Consider the following 15,012-nt stretch of genomic DNA (forward strand, 5'->3'; position numbering starts at 1 on the left):
CACTTTTTTGAGCCGTATTCTTTACTGAGACTTTTAGCAGATAGTTAAATCATGGGACAGAAGTAGAAAAAGTCATCGAAGACCTGTAGTGTTTATATGGCCTATTAATGTTTATCGCACTTTTAGTTTTAAGATATAAGGGTTTTCGTAGGTATCAAATTGATCTATGATGTTCTTAATCAGAAGATTTTCTAGCATAAATTGATCATAACTGGGGTTATCCTTCAATTTTTCCGCTTCAGATTTAATGCCATAAGGATCAACGCTGACATATAAAAACTCACCGTCAGAATCAATTGGCATGTTAATCAAAAATGAGGAAAGTTTACCAAATCCTGCACCGAACTCATCTTTCCAGTTTGTAATGATCTTAGTGGATTTATCTTTTATGCTGTACACCGCTGAGATCGGCTTCCCTTCATAAAAAAATCTAAAGAAAATTTTGTCCTCTGAAAAGTAGATGCTACCAAGAAGATCTATGTATCCATTTTTTTCTAATTCTTGACCAAACTCCATAATATCCTTGAAATCCTTGGAAAATAATTCAGAAGGAATCTTATTTGGACCAAAATCAAGTAGGTAGGTTGGGTTTAAATTATCATTTTCGATGGAATAGATCGTATCATTATAGGAATGAAAGAATAACATATCTTGATTGTAAGCAATAAAGTTATTTGGCTCGATTACATTAAGGTAATTTCTTTCATCGCCAAGTGGAAAGAACGTATTCAGTTTCTTATCATTTTGATTGTCAACCACCACTAGTCGTGCGCCCTCACCATCAAAAAATGTCCCCCCATAAATCCAGTAGTTGTTTTCTTGGGGATAAAAAGAGGAAGCTAATCTTAGAAATTTATTTTTCCATTCATTCTTAGGAACTCCATTTTTATCATAACGGATTATTTTGCCTTGATCAGAATCTAAAATCTCCACCAAAGACAAATATGGGTTCCAATGAATATCACTGAGTTTTTGGTATTCCAAAGGGCCATAGCCTTGGGATTGGATTACTTTTTCTAGATTCCCTTCCAGGTCAGCAATCAGCACTAGTTTAGAAGTTAATATCCAAAATTTATCTTCAATTATTTTAATATTTTTGATTCTTGCAATTGGAAAATTTTGTGAATTTTTGATTGGAATTACATCCACAACTTCAAAAATTTCTTGGAATGAGTAAGCTTTTTTACTTTCTACTTGAACTGATATCTTTTGAAGTAGTTGATCTGTAGTTTGACTTTTTTTTTCTACGCAAGAAAAAAGGATTGGTATAAATAAGAAGAAGAGGGTCTTTTTTGATGGTTTCATATTATTACGTTAATAAGTTGGAGAGGATTACCCTCTCCAACTATTTAGATTAGACAGGGCACTCTACACCAGTACAAGAGTTTAACGAATTAGTTGTTTCGAGGCAACAATACTCTCCTGTATCTATATTTCTAGCCATTGCATAGAATTTTTCGTTCTTGACAATTTCCATTTGGACATGTGTCTTCTGTCGCCATTACATTCTGAAGTCCAAAGAAGGCAAAGCTTAGAGCAAACACCCCAAGTCCTAAAATTATTTTTTTCATAATCGTTTAATTTATGGTTAAAATAAATTTACCCCTTGGCCAAGAGCGACAAATCAACTGATTCGCTAGTCGCAACATATTATTATTATTATTATTATTATTATCCAAATATCTGAAAGAATTAAATAGGTAATTGACTAAAAATTATCTTTTGTAGGCAATCAAAAGCGGCCACTTTCTGGATTTTGTAACTCTCTAGAAATTACTCCACAATGGTTTTCCCGAGTTCTAATCTCAAAACAGATTTTCTTGATTCTAAAATCTTGGCTGCCCTATCTTGATACTTACATCTACCTACTTGCTACTCCAGAAATTCTTACCTTTGTCTCTATGGAAGCAATTCAGAAAAAAGACATCCGTAAGCTATCTCTAGCGCAGTTGGAAGAATTCTTTTTGGCGCAAGGGGATAAGAAATTTCGTGCCAAGCAGGTATATGAATGGCTGTGGAATAAGTCTCTGAAGAACTTTGATGAGATGAGCAATATTTCGCTGAGTACACGGGAGATGCTTAAAACGTATTTTGAAATCAACCATATTCAGGTGGATCTGATGCAGCATTCCTCTGATGGCACCATCAAGAATGCGGTCAAGCTTTACGATAATATGGTCGTGGAGTCGGTTTTGATTCCCACCACGAAGCGGATTACGGCTTGTGTTTCTTCCCAAGTTGGCTGCAGTCTGAGCTGTAACTTTTGTGCCACGGGAAAACTGAAGCGCATGCGGAACCTGAATCCTGATGAGATTTACGACCAGGTGGTGGCCATCAAAGATGAAGCGGAAACTTACTTTCAGCGTCCGCTGACCAATATTGTTTTTATGGGCATGGGTGAGCCGCTGCTAAACTATGCGAATGTGCTGGAAGCAATCGACAAAATCACTTCCCCTGAAGGGCTTGGTATGGCGCCTAGGAGAATCACGGTTTCAACTGTTGGAGTCACCAAAATGATCCGAAAGCTAGCCGATGATCAAGTGCGCTTCAATCTGGCTGTTTCGCTCCACTCTGCGATCAACGAGACCCGCTCGCGCCTGATGCCTATCAATGACACCAATCCTGTGGAGGAATTGGCTGATTCGTTGAAGTACTGGTATGAAAAGACAAAGCGGATAGTCACGTACGAATATGTGATTTGGGATGGAATCAACGACGATGAGCGACATGCCAGCGCCTTGGCAAAATTCTGTAAAATCATCCCATCCAAAGTCAATCTCATACAATACAATCCTATCGACGAAGGAGATTTTCGTCAGGCAAAACAAGAAGCAGTGGATATGTACGTGAAGATTTTGGAATCTCAAGGCATCATTGCCAAAGTAAGAAAATCCCGTGGTCAGGACATCGATGCAGCCTGTGGCCAACTGGCCAATAAGAACGAAGTGGGTGAATTAACTGAGAATTAAGATTTGCTTTCTACCCTAAAGCCATTTAATTTCTTGTCGAATAGTAACAAACCCATTATATGAAAAAGGCTTTATTGATTTTTTGCGCCACTTTTATGCTCTCTTTTATCGCTTTGGCACAAACCCAAGAACAGGGAAATGCACGTTTTCATGGTTATGGAACCTACGGCCTGCAGTACCATAACTTCGGAGTGGGTGCAGGAATAGAATATTTCTTTGTGGACAAATTCGCCTTGATGCCAAGTTTTACCTTTGTTTTTCCGCAGGTGGGAAAAGAGAGTAATTTCAGCGCTGACTTACGCTATTATGTGTCAGAAGGGCCTTCTCAGTTATATTTCATGGCAGGGTATAGTCAAACTTGGGTAAATAGCCAACCTGACGGAGCTGGTACAAAAAGAAATCAAAATGGAGCGAATGTAGGAGTTGGAGCCTATATCCGATTAACTGATGCGATCGGGCTAAGTACAGAGTTCCGCTTCCAAAGTCCATATCCTAGAGAAGTTGGATTCAGAGTTGGGTTAGCGATTCCATTGTAATTGATAGTAGCAAGTATTAGGTAGCAAGTATCAAGACATTAGATTTTAGAAGCTAGAGCGTAGTTAAAAGTATAACTGATAGGCTATCTTCAGAATGAAACCCTTTGCACTTTCTTCGCGATCTTCGTGGCTAAATTACTTCGGTCTCCTGTCACCAGTCTTCCTGCTTCTTACTTTTTCGAAAACTCAAACAATTTCCGCTTCTCTTCTTTGTTCAACGCTTCGTAGCCACGATCAGCGATTTTGTCCAGGATCTTATCGATTTCCTCCTGAGTTGCATCGTCCGAACCAACAGCTTTAGGAGTGGATTTGGTGCCTTTATTGAAAGAAGAGAAGCCTCCACTATTGGATGTTTTGGCTTTGCGATAAGAGACTTTTACATTGCTTTTTCTCCCAGAAAAAAGATCTTCAAAGAAAATCCCTACTTTCTGGACAGGCATTCCCCAATCGGTTCCTTTGCGCAGCTGCACGATATACAAGTAGCCTAACAATGCGCCTCCTAAATGCGCCAATTCTCCGCCTGCATTTGCGCCGGCAGAGTTGGCAAAAGAAAGGATGACGTAGAATATCGCAATGTATTTGATCTTTACTGGACCAAGCAAAATCAAAGAGAATGTGGTGTTGGGTGAAAGTGTGGCTGCTCCCACTACAATAGCGAAGATTCCCGCACTTGCTCCTAGCATAAGGGAGGAGTTTAAAGTAGTATTAAAATAGGGAGAAAGATTATAAATCAATACATAAAAGAGTGCACCAGCAAGACCTCCCAGAATATAGAGGTTGGCTAGTTTTCGACTCCCCAAAAACTGATGTATCAGCTGTCCAAACCAATAGAGAAAAAGCATATTGAAGAGGATGTGAAATATCCCTTCGTGCAAAAACATATAGGTGAAAATACTCCAGGGCTGGGTAGCTAACCTAGGCAAATATGCTGGCATCATCAAGTATGAAAGAGCTGCGGTATACAAATCTCCCAATCCGCCAATGGTCATAAAAACCCGAAACACCAGCACTACGAAAAACACCAGAATATTAATGGCAATCAGCTTGTAAAGGCTATTGTCGCTGTGCTTAAAAGCGTTTCTCAGATTATCCCAAAAGTTACCGTACATAATTAATAAAAACTTTTTCTATCTTTTTTCCAGAAGTAAATCAAAACACCACCAATCACCAATCCGCTAAGATGGGCAAAGTGTGCTACGTTATCCAGCGGATTATTCACAAATACGTTATATATGGTGTAAAGACTGTAGAAAAGCACCATATATTTTGCCTTGATAGGAATCGGCGGGAAGAGTAAAAATAATTGCGTGTTGGGGAAAAGCATCGCAAATGCGATCAGAACCCCGAAAAGAGCACCTGATGCACCGACCATTGGAACATTCCCCTGAATATCCAAAATTGCATCCAGTGTTTGTTTGGCTTGACTGATTTTATTTGGATCATTAGGATTACGGCTGTAATCATCCACAAAATCAAATACTGAGCGCTGGAAAAACCCACGGTTCTCCAATACCAATTTATTAAAGGAATCTGGATCAGGATTGTTTTGGAACATCGCCACTTTTTCTTCCAGACTATTCATTCGGTAAGCAGTATATCCCGAGTAGAGAACTCCTGAACCTACACCACAAACCATCCATAGAATCAGCAATTTCTTTGGCCCCAAAAACTGCTCTAGCAATGGCCCAAAAATCAAAAGTCCAAACATATTGCCGAACAAATGCCAGAAGTCAGCATGCATAAACATGTAAGTCAGAAACTGAAACGGCTGGAAATAAGGGCTATGAATGTAATAAAGTGCAAACCACTGGTTTAGTTGCGGAAATATAAACTTGGCCACAATAAGCAGTCCCACATTGATTATTAGTAGATTTTTAACTACCGGTGTAATATTTCTAAACATGCTATTTGCCGAAGAAAGAATGAATACTGCTTAAATCTAATTTCACGAAGGTTTTGTTCCCTCCCATTCCATAATTCGGAGTTTGACAGGCAAAAAGCTGTCCTACCAGCGTTTCCATTTCTTGTGAATTCATTTTTTGTCCTTTTTTCAAAGACGATTTGCGAGCCAAAGAACGCGCTAAATTTTCTCTTGTGTCAAGTGAAAGCTCACTTTTAAAATGTTTGTATTGCTCCAGAAGTCCTTCGAAAAGCTCCTTTTCATTTTTGACTTGGATATCAGCAGGCACGCCCTGAATGAGCACTGTGTCTTTTCCAAACTCCGAGACCATAAAGCCCAAGCTGTGCAGCTCTGGCATGATATCCATCACCAAAGCAAAATCAGATGGGCCGAGATTGATCGTCGGCGGGAATAGACATTGCTGAGAAGTACCCTGGGCAAGCTTGAGCTGGCGCAAATACCGCTCGTACAATATCCGCTCATGTGCCGTCTGCTGATCGATGATCAGAAATCCTGCAGACATCTGGGCGACCACATAGCTCAACTCCACCTGAAAGGTAGCACCAGTGGATTCTGTTTCAGTTGGCCTGGGGATGAATTCGGTAGCTTCATCTGGATTTGCCCTACTTTCAAAAGTTAAAACCTCAGTCTCATCTGATGGTGTAGCTCGATTAATATTTCGGGTTCCTTGTTGGGTTCCTTCAAATAATTTTTCCCAGCCTGATGTGCTGGCCTGCTTGAATTCTGGGGTATTGAATGATTTGTAGCTGTATTCACGATCCACTTGCGCTTTTTTCTCAGGATCCTTATCCCATTTTTCATTGAAATTCACATCCAGACTAAAGTCTAACGATGGAACTACATGATGAGCTCCCAAAGCCTGCTTTACAGCCGATCGAATCACTGCATAGATCGTCCGCTCATCATCAAACTTGATTTCAGTTTTGGTAGGATGGACATTGATATCGATATGAGAGGGATCGATTTCGAGGAAAAGCACATAAAATGGATGCTGATCCGGCTGCAGTAATCCTTCGAAAGCAGAGCTTACCGCGTGATTCAGGTAACTGCTTTTGATAAAGCGATTGTTTACAAAGAAAAACTGCTCTCCACGGGTTTTTTTGGCATTTTCAGGTTTCCCTATGTAGCCTTTCACATTCACATGTGGAGTCAGTTCCTCACAGGGCACGAGTTGACCTTGATAGTTTTTTCCAAAAATCCCGACAATTCTGTGGCTAAGCTTGCCTGGTGTGAGGCTATAAACTTCCAGATCTTGCTGAAATAGAGTAAACCCGATTTCAGAATAAGAAAGTGCTACCCGCTGAAATTCATCCACAATGTGGCGCATTTCGACAGGATTGGACTTTAGGAAATTTCTACGGGCAGGTACATTAAAAAACAGGTTTTTCATGGAAACGGAGGTTCCTATATTACCTGCGAATGGCTCCTGCTTTTTCACTTCCGAGCCTTCGATTTGTATCAAAGTTCCCAGCTCAGATTCAGCTTGGCGAGTTTTCAATTCTACTTGAGCCACCGCAGCGATAGAAGCCAAAGCTTCCCCACGAAACCCGAAAGTCCGGATAGAGAAAAGGTCGGCTGAACTTCTAATTTTGGATGTGGCATGGCGCTCAAAACTCATTCGAGCATCAGTTGCCGACATGCCTTTACCATTGTCTATTACTTGGATAAGCTGTTTTCCTGATTCTTTTACCACCACTTGCACTTGGGTAGCGCCAGCATCCACCGCATTTTCGAGGAGTTCTTTCAGTGCAGAAGCAGGTCTTTGAACTACTTCTCCTGCTGCGATTTGATTGGCTATCGCGTCAGGAAGGAGTTGGATGATATCACTCATATTTCTTCTTGGGTTTTAGCCTGAAGAAAAAATAAATCGCTGCTAAAAAAGCCGCAACGTATGCCATGTATTCGAAGATCACTGAGCCTAAATAGATATAGCCAAATATTGACCCAAGAAGTAATAAAAAAATCAAAGTTCGGATCATGGCTGTAGAGGCAAACATATTTACTCCATCGCGCTCTTTTATTCCCTTGTGCTGCGCAAAAGAACCACGAATACCTGCTCCATAGGAACCAATGTCATGTGAAGTCCCATCACTTTTTTCTAAAAGCCCCTGAGCTTCCAAGTCCTTTTTGATCTGGGAGGTTCTTTGCTCGATTTCTTCTCTCACTGGATCATAATATCTAGGTTTGATATCAAATCGCATTGGAGCGGCGGTACGAAATATGGATGGGAATTTCATGACTTTGTAATTTTTAATGCGTGCTTCACGTTAGGTAAAAGCACAAAGACTGAATAAGTTCCAGCACAATAGACCAGACATCAAATTTATGACCTTTTTAACCTGATTTAGGGCAGAATGTTACCTTATCTTTCAGTATCTTCAACTATATGAGTTCCAAACTCCGTAGATGGAGTAGCCACGGGTCTCGGTGTGTTTGCAAAAGCCAAAGGGCAATCGAATCGGTCGATATACAAATTTATTTAGAAAGTTAAGGATTAAAAATTTACTCAAGCATGAGCAATAAGCTTTGGAGAGTTTTCGCAGTTGGTATTATAGGTCTTATTTTTTCCTCAGGGAAAATCGATGAATCATTAAAAATAGCGGATCCGCTTTCTACCACTGACTCAATGGCACAGCTCAATTGGGTGGACTCAGTATTTAGCAGCCTGACTTTTGATGAGCGTTTGGGTCAGCTTTTTATGGTGGCAGCGTATTCTAACAAGGATCAAAAGCACGTAGATGAAATCAGTAATCTTGTAAAAACAGAGAATCTTGGCGGTTTGATTTTCTTTCAAGGCGGCCCTGATAGACAGGCTCGCTTGACTAATTATTACCAAGCTCAATCCAAAACTCCTCTTTTCATAGCCATGGATGCTGAATGGGGCATAAGTATGCGCTTGGATTCTGTGCCTGATTTTCCAAAGGCGATGACTTTGGGAGCGGTGCAAGATGAAAAGTTGGTGTATGCCATGGGCAAAGAAATGGCTCGTCAGTTCAAGGAATTGGGCATGCATATCAATTTTGCTCCTGTAGTAGATGTGAATTCCAATCCTAAAAATCCGGTGATTGGATATAGAGCATTTGGAGGAGATAGAGAAGTGGTGACCACGCATGCCATTTCGTACATGAAGGGTCTTCAGGAAAATGGTGTGATTGCGAATGCAAAGCATTTTCCTGGCCATGGAGATACAGAAGCAGACAGTCATTACTCTTTGCCTGTGATCAAGAATCCAGAGCAGAGGATTTGGGATGTGGATTTGTATCCATATCAGGAGCTTTTCAAGGAAAATCTAATGTCAGTGATGGTAGCGCATTTAAACGTGCCCAGCTTGGATGATGCTAGAAATATTCCTACCAGCCTTTCCAAAAAAGTGGTGACAGACTTACTGCAAAATCGAATGAATTTTCAGGGCCTGATTTTTACAGATGCCCTTAACATGAAAGGCGTGGCGATAGCAAATTCCCCGGGAGAAGTGGATTTGAAAGCGTTATTGGCAGGGAATGATGTGCTTCTCTATTCTCAGGATGTGTCAAAAGCTAAAATGCTGATCAAGGCGGCAGTGGCGGATGGAAGGATATCTGAACAGGAAATAGATCGCAGGGTAAAGAAGATTCTACGTGCAAAATACTGGGCGGGGTTGAATGAGTACAGACCAATCAACACTTACAAACTGGTGGAAAGGCTCGATACCCCAGAGACCAAGACGATCATCGAGGAGCTTTATGCAGACGCGATCACCGTGGCAGTGAACAAAGGAAATCTCTTGCCATTCAAGAATCTGGATTTAAAAAGTTTTGCTAGTCTAAGCATAGGTGATGAGGGAAAAGATTTCAAAAAGTACTTGAGCAAATACACGAAGTTTGAGCACTTCAATATTGAGAAAGCAGCAAATGAGACGACTCACTACAATACCATGAAGCAACTTGAAGATTATGATGTTTTGGTAGTGGGCCTGATGGGGGTGACAAATAGTCCAAAAAGGAATTTCGGGGTATCGCCAAGTGACGTGCAGTTCATCAAAGATTTGGCAAAGCGACATAAGGTGGTGACTGTTCTTTTTGGAAATTCTTATGCAGCAGAACAATTAGATGGAATCGGAAATGTCGTTTTTGCCTACGAAAATAATCCTGTAACCCAAGAACTGGCACCGCAGATACTTTTTGGAGCGAGAGCTGCAAAAGGCATTTTGCCAGTCACTGTGAGTGGAGAGTTTTCGTATGGTGTAGGCGGATATATGGCTCCGGCAAATAGACTTTCTTATGGTACACCAGAAAGCGTCGGTCTGGATGGGAAGATCTTGGATAAAATCGATGCAGTAGCAGAAAAAGCGATCAAAATTCAGGCTACGCCTGGGGCAAATGTATTGGTCGTGAAAGACGGAAAGGTCGTTTTCGAAAGATCTTATGGGAGCTTAGAATACAAATCCAGTCCTGCTATGAATTCTGAAACTGTTTTTGATTTGGCATCAATTACGAAGGTTTTGGCAACTACCCAGGCTGTGATGTTTCTGGAGAGCCGGGGGGAATTGGATATGAAAAATTCTTTGCAAGATTATTTGCCAGAATTAAAAGGCACGAATAAAGGAAAAATGGAGCTTGCCGACGTGATGGCGCATGAAGCAGGACTAATTGCATTTATCCCTTATTATGCTAGAACAGTAGAAGCAGGTCAATGGCGAGGAGACTATTACAAGCCCATATCTTCGCCTGGCTTTACCAGACCTGTTTCCAACGACATGTATGGAATGAATGCACTTCGCGATAGTATCTGGCATTGGACAGTGGATTCGAAGATTACCCCAATTCCTAGAGGAGCCAATAAGCATTCATACGTATACTCGGATCTTACTATGTACTTGATGCAGGCAGTGGTAGAGCGGGTAGTGAATCAACCATTGGAATCCTTCTTGGATCAAAATTTCTACGCTCCTCTAGGGCTTAGTACATTGACCTTCAATCCGGCTTTGAAAATGCCTATTGACAATATAGCTCCTACTGAGAATGATATTACTTTTAGAAAAAGGCAAGTTCAGGGATATGTTCACGATCAAGGAGCAGCTATGTTTGGTGGAGTAGCGGGCCATGCAGGTCTCTTTGGCAAGGCAAATGACCTAGCGGTGATGATGCAAATGATGCTCAACGAAGGTAGCTATGGTGGAGTAAATCTAATTCGCCCAGAGACTGTGAAGAAATTTACCAAAAACCAATCCCGCCAAAGTCGCAGAGGATGGGGCTGGGATAAACCCAATACGGAAATTGGAAGTGGAGGGTCGGCAGGTGACTTGGCTCCAAAATCTACTTTTGGGCATACAGGATTTACTGGTACCTGCGTATGGGCAGATCCGGAGAATAATCTAATTTATATTTTTCTTTCAAATCGTGTCTATCCAGATGCTACGAATACGAAATTGCTAAAAGAAGGAATCCGAACCGATATCCATGATATTATCTATGAGGCGATGGGGAAGAAATAAGCTTCGTTAGAAAGGCAATTTCCCTAAATCCACATTTCCTCCTGAAAGAATAATTCCAACTTTTTTGCCTCTGAATCGATCTTGATTTGCCAGCAAAGCTGCTAAAGGAACTGCACAGGAAGGTTCGATCACAATTTTCATCCGCTCATAAATCAGACGCATCGCTTCAATGATCTGTGGGTCGGTAGCCAGCAAAATGTCAGAAACGTATTCCTTGATCAACTCGAAATTCAAAACTCCCAAGGAAGTTAATAAGCCATCTGCAATCGTGTTTGGGCCAGATTGCGGAATTATCTTTCCTGCATGAAAAGATTGGAATGCATCGTCCGCACCTTGTGGTTCAGCAGCGATTACTTCTATGTTTGAATTTAGGTAATGTGCTGCCAGGGCAGTGCCGCCAAGTAAGCCACCTCCACCCACAGGAGCCATAATAATGTCTAGGTTTTGTTGATCTTCAATAAGCTCCAGCGCGCAGGTTGCCTGGCCTTCGATCACATCCATAAAGTCATATGGAGGAATAAAAGTCGCCCCAGTTTTTGCTACGACTTCTTCCAAAGTCGTTTCTCTGGCTTTAAGATTGGGTTCGCATTCGATGATCTCTCCACCATAGCCTTTCACTGCTTTCTTTTTGATTTCGGGTGCATTGGACGGCATCACGATGTATGCAGGGATTCCAGCTACTCTTGCTGCTCTAGCCAATGCCGCTGCATGGTTACCACTGCTGTGAGTAGCTACTCCTTTTGATTTCTGTGTAGCGGTGAGTTTCATCACTGCATTTGCCGCCCCTCTTGCTTTGAATGCTCCTACTTTCTGGAAGTTTTCACATTTGAAAAAAATCTCACAGCCGGCGATTTCATTAATTGCTGAGGAAGTCAGAATAGGCGTGCGGTAAATAAAGGGTTGGATGCGATCGTGAGCAGCTTGAATGTCTACGAGAGAAGGGAAAGCGGTTTTCATGTGTTGAAATTAGTGAGAATATGAGAAAAGAGATTTAGAGATTTGAGAAAAATATCCGCCTCTTTGAGATGATTATTTATCTTCAGGCATGAATTGGAATATGACTGATTTTTTCCCGGTCATGGGTGAAAAGTTAAGTAGTGAGAATACCTTCAAAATGGATTTTAGTCCCACAAATCGAGATTTGGAGAGTTTGGATTTGGCAGATACGAACATATTTGATGCGTACGTGACTCAGCAGATTAAAAACTCTGGAAGTAAATATGGCATTGGAGGCTATCTGGAGCATCGGGCGATCTACAGGAGAAGTTTAGTCTTTGCGACAGCAGCCGCTGATTTCCGAAATATTCATCTCGGCATAGATATCTGGACGGATGCAGGAGCGCCAATCTTCGTTCCTTTGGATGGACGAATTCACAGCTTTCAGGATAATGCAGGATTTGGGAATTATGGTGCTACCATCATTTTGGAGCATGAGTTGGGAGAAAAAAAGCTCTACTCATTGTATGGACATCTTTTCTTGTCTGATTTAGAAGGAATAGAAATAGGACAAGAAGTAAGGTCTGGCGATTTGCTAGCTCATGTGGGTCCATTTCCAGAAAATGGTGATTGGCCTCCACATTTGCATTTTCAGTTGATGTGGGATTTGATGGGAAATTTTGGGGATTTTCCTGGTGTTTGCTCTAAAAGAGAAGTTGAGAAATACGTGGCCATCTGTCCAGACCCCAATTTGATGTTGCGAAGCGAAGTACTATAAATACTTCACAAAAAAGGTCAGGACTGGCTACCATGAATTTAAAATCTGGTTTAAAGATTGGCTTCAGTGATCAATCGCAATCCTTCCAGCGTCAGATTTCTGTCTATTTCATGAAAGACTTTTTCCAATGGAGTCAAAATTTCAGCTAATCCCCCAGTTGCAATGACCGTGAACTCCATTTTTGTTTCCAGCGAAATCGTCTCAATCATGCCTTTGACCAAACTTGTATAGCCATAAAGCACTCCTGCCTGAATCGCATGGATAGTGTCTTTTCCAATCGCAGATTGTGGAAGCTTTAGAGCCACGTCAGGAAGTTTGGAAGTGTTGGTAAATAGGGATGTAATGGCCGTTTTTAATCCCGGGACGATATTCACCCCTATGATTTCTCCTTTAGCATCCACCACAGTAAAAGTGAGTGCAGTACCGAAATCAACTACGATTAATTCTTTTCTGTACTTCGAATAACCCGCCATTACATTACACATCAGGTCTGATCCGATTTCATTGGGACGCAGGCTTTTTATAAGAAGTTTTTCGAAACTAGCGGGCGTGATAAGGTAGGGTAGGGTACCGAAGTAATTTTCGCAAAAATGAAGAATCTGCTCATTTATCTCAGGAACTACAGAGCTGAAACCGATTCGTTTGATTTCCGCGGGAATAATGCCGTGCTCTAAAAAATAGAGCGGGACTTTTTTGTGGAGTTGCGCCGCGAATTTGGAGGATTGAGTCTCAATACGAAAGTGATTCTTCCAGCTTTCATTCACTTCATCATACAGTGCAAAAACCACATTTGAATTTCCCGCATCTATTGCTAAAAACATTGTTTCTCAGATTTTATTAAATTAGCCTTTCCCAAAATTAAACGGTTTTATAAACTTTAGACATGTACACGCTAAGAGAAGGAAAAATAGAGGATCTTCCTCGGGTATTGGAATTGATAAACGAATTGGCGCTTTATGAGAAAGCCCCTGAGCAAGTGACGAATACACTTGCAATGATGGAAGCCGATGGATTTGGTGAAAATCCTGTTTTCGGGACATTTCTTTGTGTAAAAGATGAGACCTCAGAGATTGTAGGTCTTGCTATTTACTATTACCGCTATAGTACGTGGAAAGGAAGGAGAATTTACCTGGAAGACTTGGTGGTGACCCAATCCGAACGAGGAAATGGTGCAGGCAAATTGCTTTTTGATCGAATCATGAAGAAAGGACTGGAGGAAAATTGTACTGGTATGATGTGGCAAGTACTTGATTGGAACGAACCAGCAATCAACTTTTATAGAAAATACGGCGCAACCTTAGAAGCAGGATGGCTAAACGCACACTTACAAGACTATGAAATCAAACAGCTTCTTGATTAGGAGTCGATTAAAATATTGCAAATACAATATTTAGGTATTGTATTTGCAATAAATGTTTGTAAATTTAGGAGGGTTAAATGAATAGCTATGACACACACTTGGAAGATATCGTTTGGTGAGGCGGGAGCTGAGGCCATTCGCACAGGCAATGATTCTTATTATTTTTTTCAAGAAGTTATTTCTATGGTTAGTGAGCCCGCTGCTGTTTATGATGTTGCTGTTTCGTTTCAGGATACTGGTGAGATTTTTGATTTTTTGGAGTTTACTCAGCAGGACGTTTCGGAGATGCTAGAGGTAGATCCGAGTACATTGTCCCGCTGGCGCAAAGAGGACAGAAAGCTTACGAAGATGCTTTCAAAGAATATTTTGGAGATGGATCAGGTTATTGCCAAAGGCATTAGGATTTTTGGATCGGAGGAGTTGCTCTCGCTATGGCTTCAATCTGAGAATACATCCTTAGGTAATCAAAAGCCCTCTACGCTTATGAAGAATCCCTATGGTATTGATCGTGTGGATGAAGCGATGGAAGCTATGTCTTGGGGAGCTATTTTGTAGGTTGTGAGGTATTTTCGTCTAATTGAAAATCTTGAGGGAAGAAGTCCACTTGGCTTTGGTCTGGGAGCGGGAAGATGGAATCAATTCGGAACACCCATAATCTACGGGTGCAGTGTTTCTTCACTGAATTTTCTGGAGCTTCTGAGCATCAAAGGAGCCGTGGTCACACAAAGTAAGTGGAAACTGGTCGTACTTGAAATTAATGAGCTACTACCAGAATTAGATGCTTCACTATTGCCGACTGATTGGAAAAATAGACCTCATCCTCGATCGACTCAGGAGTTTGGGACTGCTTGGGCAAAAGGGATGATCTCTCCAGTTCTTAAAATCCCATCTTGTCGAATTCCTATCAGCAGCTATCCTAGTGAACATAATATATTGATTAATCCTCTACATCCTGATCTTCCAAATTCAGTAAAACTTGTGGAGGAGTGGGATGTGAGTTTCGAGGTTAATTCTTAGGATTTTAAAATTGAAAAAAATT

General features: G+C 41.2%; 14 protein-coding genes. 7 read left to right on the plus strand and 7 right to left on the minus strand.

All coding sequences use genetic code 11. The features are described 5' to 3' along the window. Positions 1–111 precede the first annotated feature (111 nt). Entirely contained in the window at positions 112–1,305 is a 1,194-nt protein-coding gene (locus tag BVH04_RS16980) for a 6-bladed beta-propeller (RefSeq protein ID WP_086542669.1), read from the minus strand. A 596-nt stretch (positions 1,306–1,901) separates the two neighbouring features. Here BVH04_RS16980 and rlmN point away from each other — a divergent pair. Next, positions 1,902–2,969: a 23S rRNA (adenine(2503)-C(2))-methyltransferase RlmN gene (gene rlmN / locus BVH04_RS16985; protein ID WP_086542749.1), complete on the plus strand. Its 1,068-nt coding sequence runs from the start codon at positions 1,902–1,904 to the stop codon at positions 2,967–2,969. Between the two features lie 59 nt (positions 2,970–3,028). Beyond that, complete coding sequence (locus BVH04_RS16990) at positions 3,029–3,505, plus strand: outer membrane beta-barrel protein (RefSeq protein WP_086542670.1); 477 nt, start codon at positions 3,029–3,031, stop codon at positions 3,503–3,505. Between the two features lie 170 nt (positions 3,506–3,675). Here the strand turns inward: BVH04_RS16990 and BVH04_RS16995 are convergent, their stop codons facing one another. From BVH04_RS16995 to BVH04_RS17010, 4 genes are read right to left on the minus strand one after another with little or no spacing between them, the layout of a single operon-like run. Then, entirely contained in the window at positions 3,676–4,614 is a 939-nt protein-coding gene (locus BVH04_RS16995) for a rhomboid family protein (protein ID WP_086542671.1), read from the minus strand. A gap of 2 nt (positions 4,615–4,616) precedes the next feature. Continuing rightward, on the minus strand, positions 4,617–5,408 hold the full coding sequence (locus BVH04_RS17000; protein ID WP_086542672.1) for a rhomboid family intramembrane serine protease: 792 nt from the start codon (positions 5,406–5,408) through the stop codon (positions 4,617–4,619). Position 5,409: 1 nt separating this feature from the next. Continuing rightward, complete coding sequence (gene mutL / locus BVH04_RS17005) at positions 5,410–7,257, minus strand: DNA mismatch repair endonuclease MutL (protein ID WP_086542673.1); 1,848 nt, start codon at positions 7,255–7,257, stop codon at positions 5,410–5,412. Continuing rightward, a complete protein-coding gene (locus BVH04_RS17010; RefSeq protein ID WP_086542674.1) occupies positions 7,250–7,663 on the minus strand; it encodes a hypothetical protein in 414 nt (137 codons plus the stop codon). Before BVH04_RS17010 ends, mutL begins: the two co-directional genes overlap by 8 nt. A gap of 275 nt (positions 7,664–7,938) precedes the next feature. Here BVH04_RS17010 and BVH04_RS17015 point away from each other — a divergent pair, with 275 nt between their 5' ends. Then, positions 7,939–10,899 carry a glycoside hydrolase family 3 N-terminal domain-containing protein gene (locus BVH04_RS17015; protein WP_086542675.1) on the plus strand — a complete coding sequence of 987 codons (2,961 nt, stop codon included), beginning with the start codon at positions 7,939–7,941 and terminating at the stop codon, positions 10,897–10,899. Positions 10,900–10,905: 6 nt separating this feature from the next. Here the strand turns inward: BVH04_RS17015 and BVH04_RS17020 are convergent, their stop codons facing one another. After that, complete coding sequence (locus BVH04_RS17020; RefSeq protein ID WP_086542676.1) at positions 10,906–11,856, minus strand: pyridoxal-phosphate dependent enzyme; 951 nt, start codon at positions 11,854–11,856, stop codon at positions 10,906–10,908. Between the two features lie 88 nt (positions 11,857–11,944). On the opposite strand from BVH04_RS17020, the gene BVH04_RS17025 reads away from it, so the two are divergent. Beyond that, on the plus strand, positions 11,945–12,613 hold the full coding sequence (locus BVH04_RS17025) for a peptidoglycan DD-metalloendopeptidase family protein (RefSeq protein WP_086542677.1): 669 nt from the start codon (positions 11,945–11,947) through the stop codon (positions 12,611–12,613). 50 nt (positions 12,614–12,663) lie between these two features. On the opposite strand, the gene BVH04_RS17030 is transcribed toward BVH04_RS17025, so the two are convergent. Beyond that, positions 12,664–13,434, minus strand: a complete 771-nt coding sequence (locus tag BVH04_RS17030; RefSeq protein WP_086542678.1) for a type III pantothenate kinase — start codon at positions 13,432–13,434, stop codon at positions 12,664–12,666. Between the two features lie 62 nt (positions 13,435–13,496). Between BVH04_RS17030 and BVH04_RS17035 the strand changes: the two genes are divergently transcribed. From BVH04_RS17035 to BVH04_RS17045, 3 genes are all read left to right on the plus strand, one after another. After that, positions 13,497–13,973 carry a GNAT family N-acetyltransferase gene (locus BVH04_RS17035; protein WP_086542679.1) on the plus strand — a complete coding sequence of 159 codons (477 nt, stop codon included), beginning with the start codon at positions 13,497–13,499 and terminating at the stop codon, positions 13,971–13,973. A gap of 87 nt (positions 13,974–14,060) precedes the next feature. Further along, the gene (locus tag BVH04_RS17040) at positions 14,061–14,528 is read left to right on the plus strand and encodes an MbcA/ParS/Xre antitoxin family protein (RefSeq protein WP_086542680.1); all 468 of its coding nucleotides are present in this window, start codon (positions 14,061–14,063) and stop codon (positions 14,526–14,528) included. Positions 14,529–14,531: 3 nt separating this feature from the next. Continuing rightward, complete coding sequence (locus BVH04_RS17045) at positions 14,532–14,990, plus strand: RES family NAD+ phosphorylase (protein WP_086542681.1); 459 nt, start codon at positions 14,532–14,534, stop codon at positions 14,988–14,990. The last annotated feature ends 22 nt before the right edge of the window (positions 14,991–15,012 follow it).

The organism is Algoriphagus antarcticus (assembly GCF_002150685.1).
GTDB lineage: Bacteria > Bacteroidota > Bacteroidia > Cytophagales > Cyclobacteriaceae > Algoriphagus > Algoriphagus antarcticus.

Coding starts and splice junctions, on each gene's coding strand:
- BVH04_RS16980 (WP_086542669.1), bottom strand. CDS start 1,305: ATGAAACCATCAAAAAAGACCCTCTTCTTCTTATTTATACCAATCCTT.
- rlmN (WP_086542749.1), top strand. CDS start 1,902: ATGGAAGCAATTCAGAAAAAAGACATCCGTAAGCTATCTCTAGCGCAG.
- BVH04_RS16990 (WP_086542670.1), top strand. CDS start 3,029: ATGAAAAAGGCTTTATTGATTTTTTGCGCCACTTTTATGCTCTCTTTT.
- BVH04_RS16995 (WP_086542671.1), bottom strand. CDS start 4,614: ATGTACGGTAACTTTTGGGATAATCTGAGAAACGCTTTTAAGCACAGC.
- BVH04_RS17000 (WP_086542672.1), bottom strand. CDS start 5,408: ATGTTTAGAAATATTACACCGGTAGTTAAAAATCTACTAATAATCAAT.
- mutL (WP_086542673.1), bottom strand. CDS start 7,257: ATGAGTGATATCATCCAACTCCTTCCTGACGCGATAGCCAATCAAATC.
- BVH04_RS17010 (WP_086542674.1), bottom strand. CDS start 7,663: ATGAAATTCCCATCCATATTTCGTACCGCCGCTCCAATGCGATTTGAT.
- BVH04_RS17015 (WP_086542675.1), top strand. CDS start 7,939: ATGAGCAATAAGCTTTGGAGAGTTTTCGCAGTTGGTATTATAGGTCTT.
- BVH04_RS17020 (WP_086542676.1), bottom strand. CDS start 11,856: ATGAAAACCGCTTTCCCTTCTCTCGTAGACATTCAAGCTGCTCACGAT.
- BVH04_RS17025 (WP_086542677.1), top strand. CDS start 11,945: ATGAATTGGAATATGACTGATTTTTTCCCGGTCATGGGTGAAAAGTTA.
- BVH04_RS17030 (WP_086542678.1), bottom strand. CDS start 13,434: ATGTTTTTAGCAATAGATGCGGGAAATTCAAATGTGGTTTTTGCACTG.
- BVH04_RS17035 (WP_086542679.1), top strand. CDS start 13,497: ATGTACACGCTAAGAGAAGGAAAAATAGAGGATCTTCCTCGGGTATTG.
- BVH04_RS17040 (WP_086542680.1), top strand. CDS start 14,061: ATGACACACACTTGGAAGATATCGTTTGGTGAGGCGGGAGCTGAGGCC.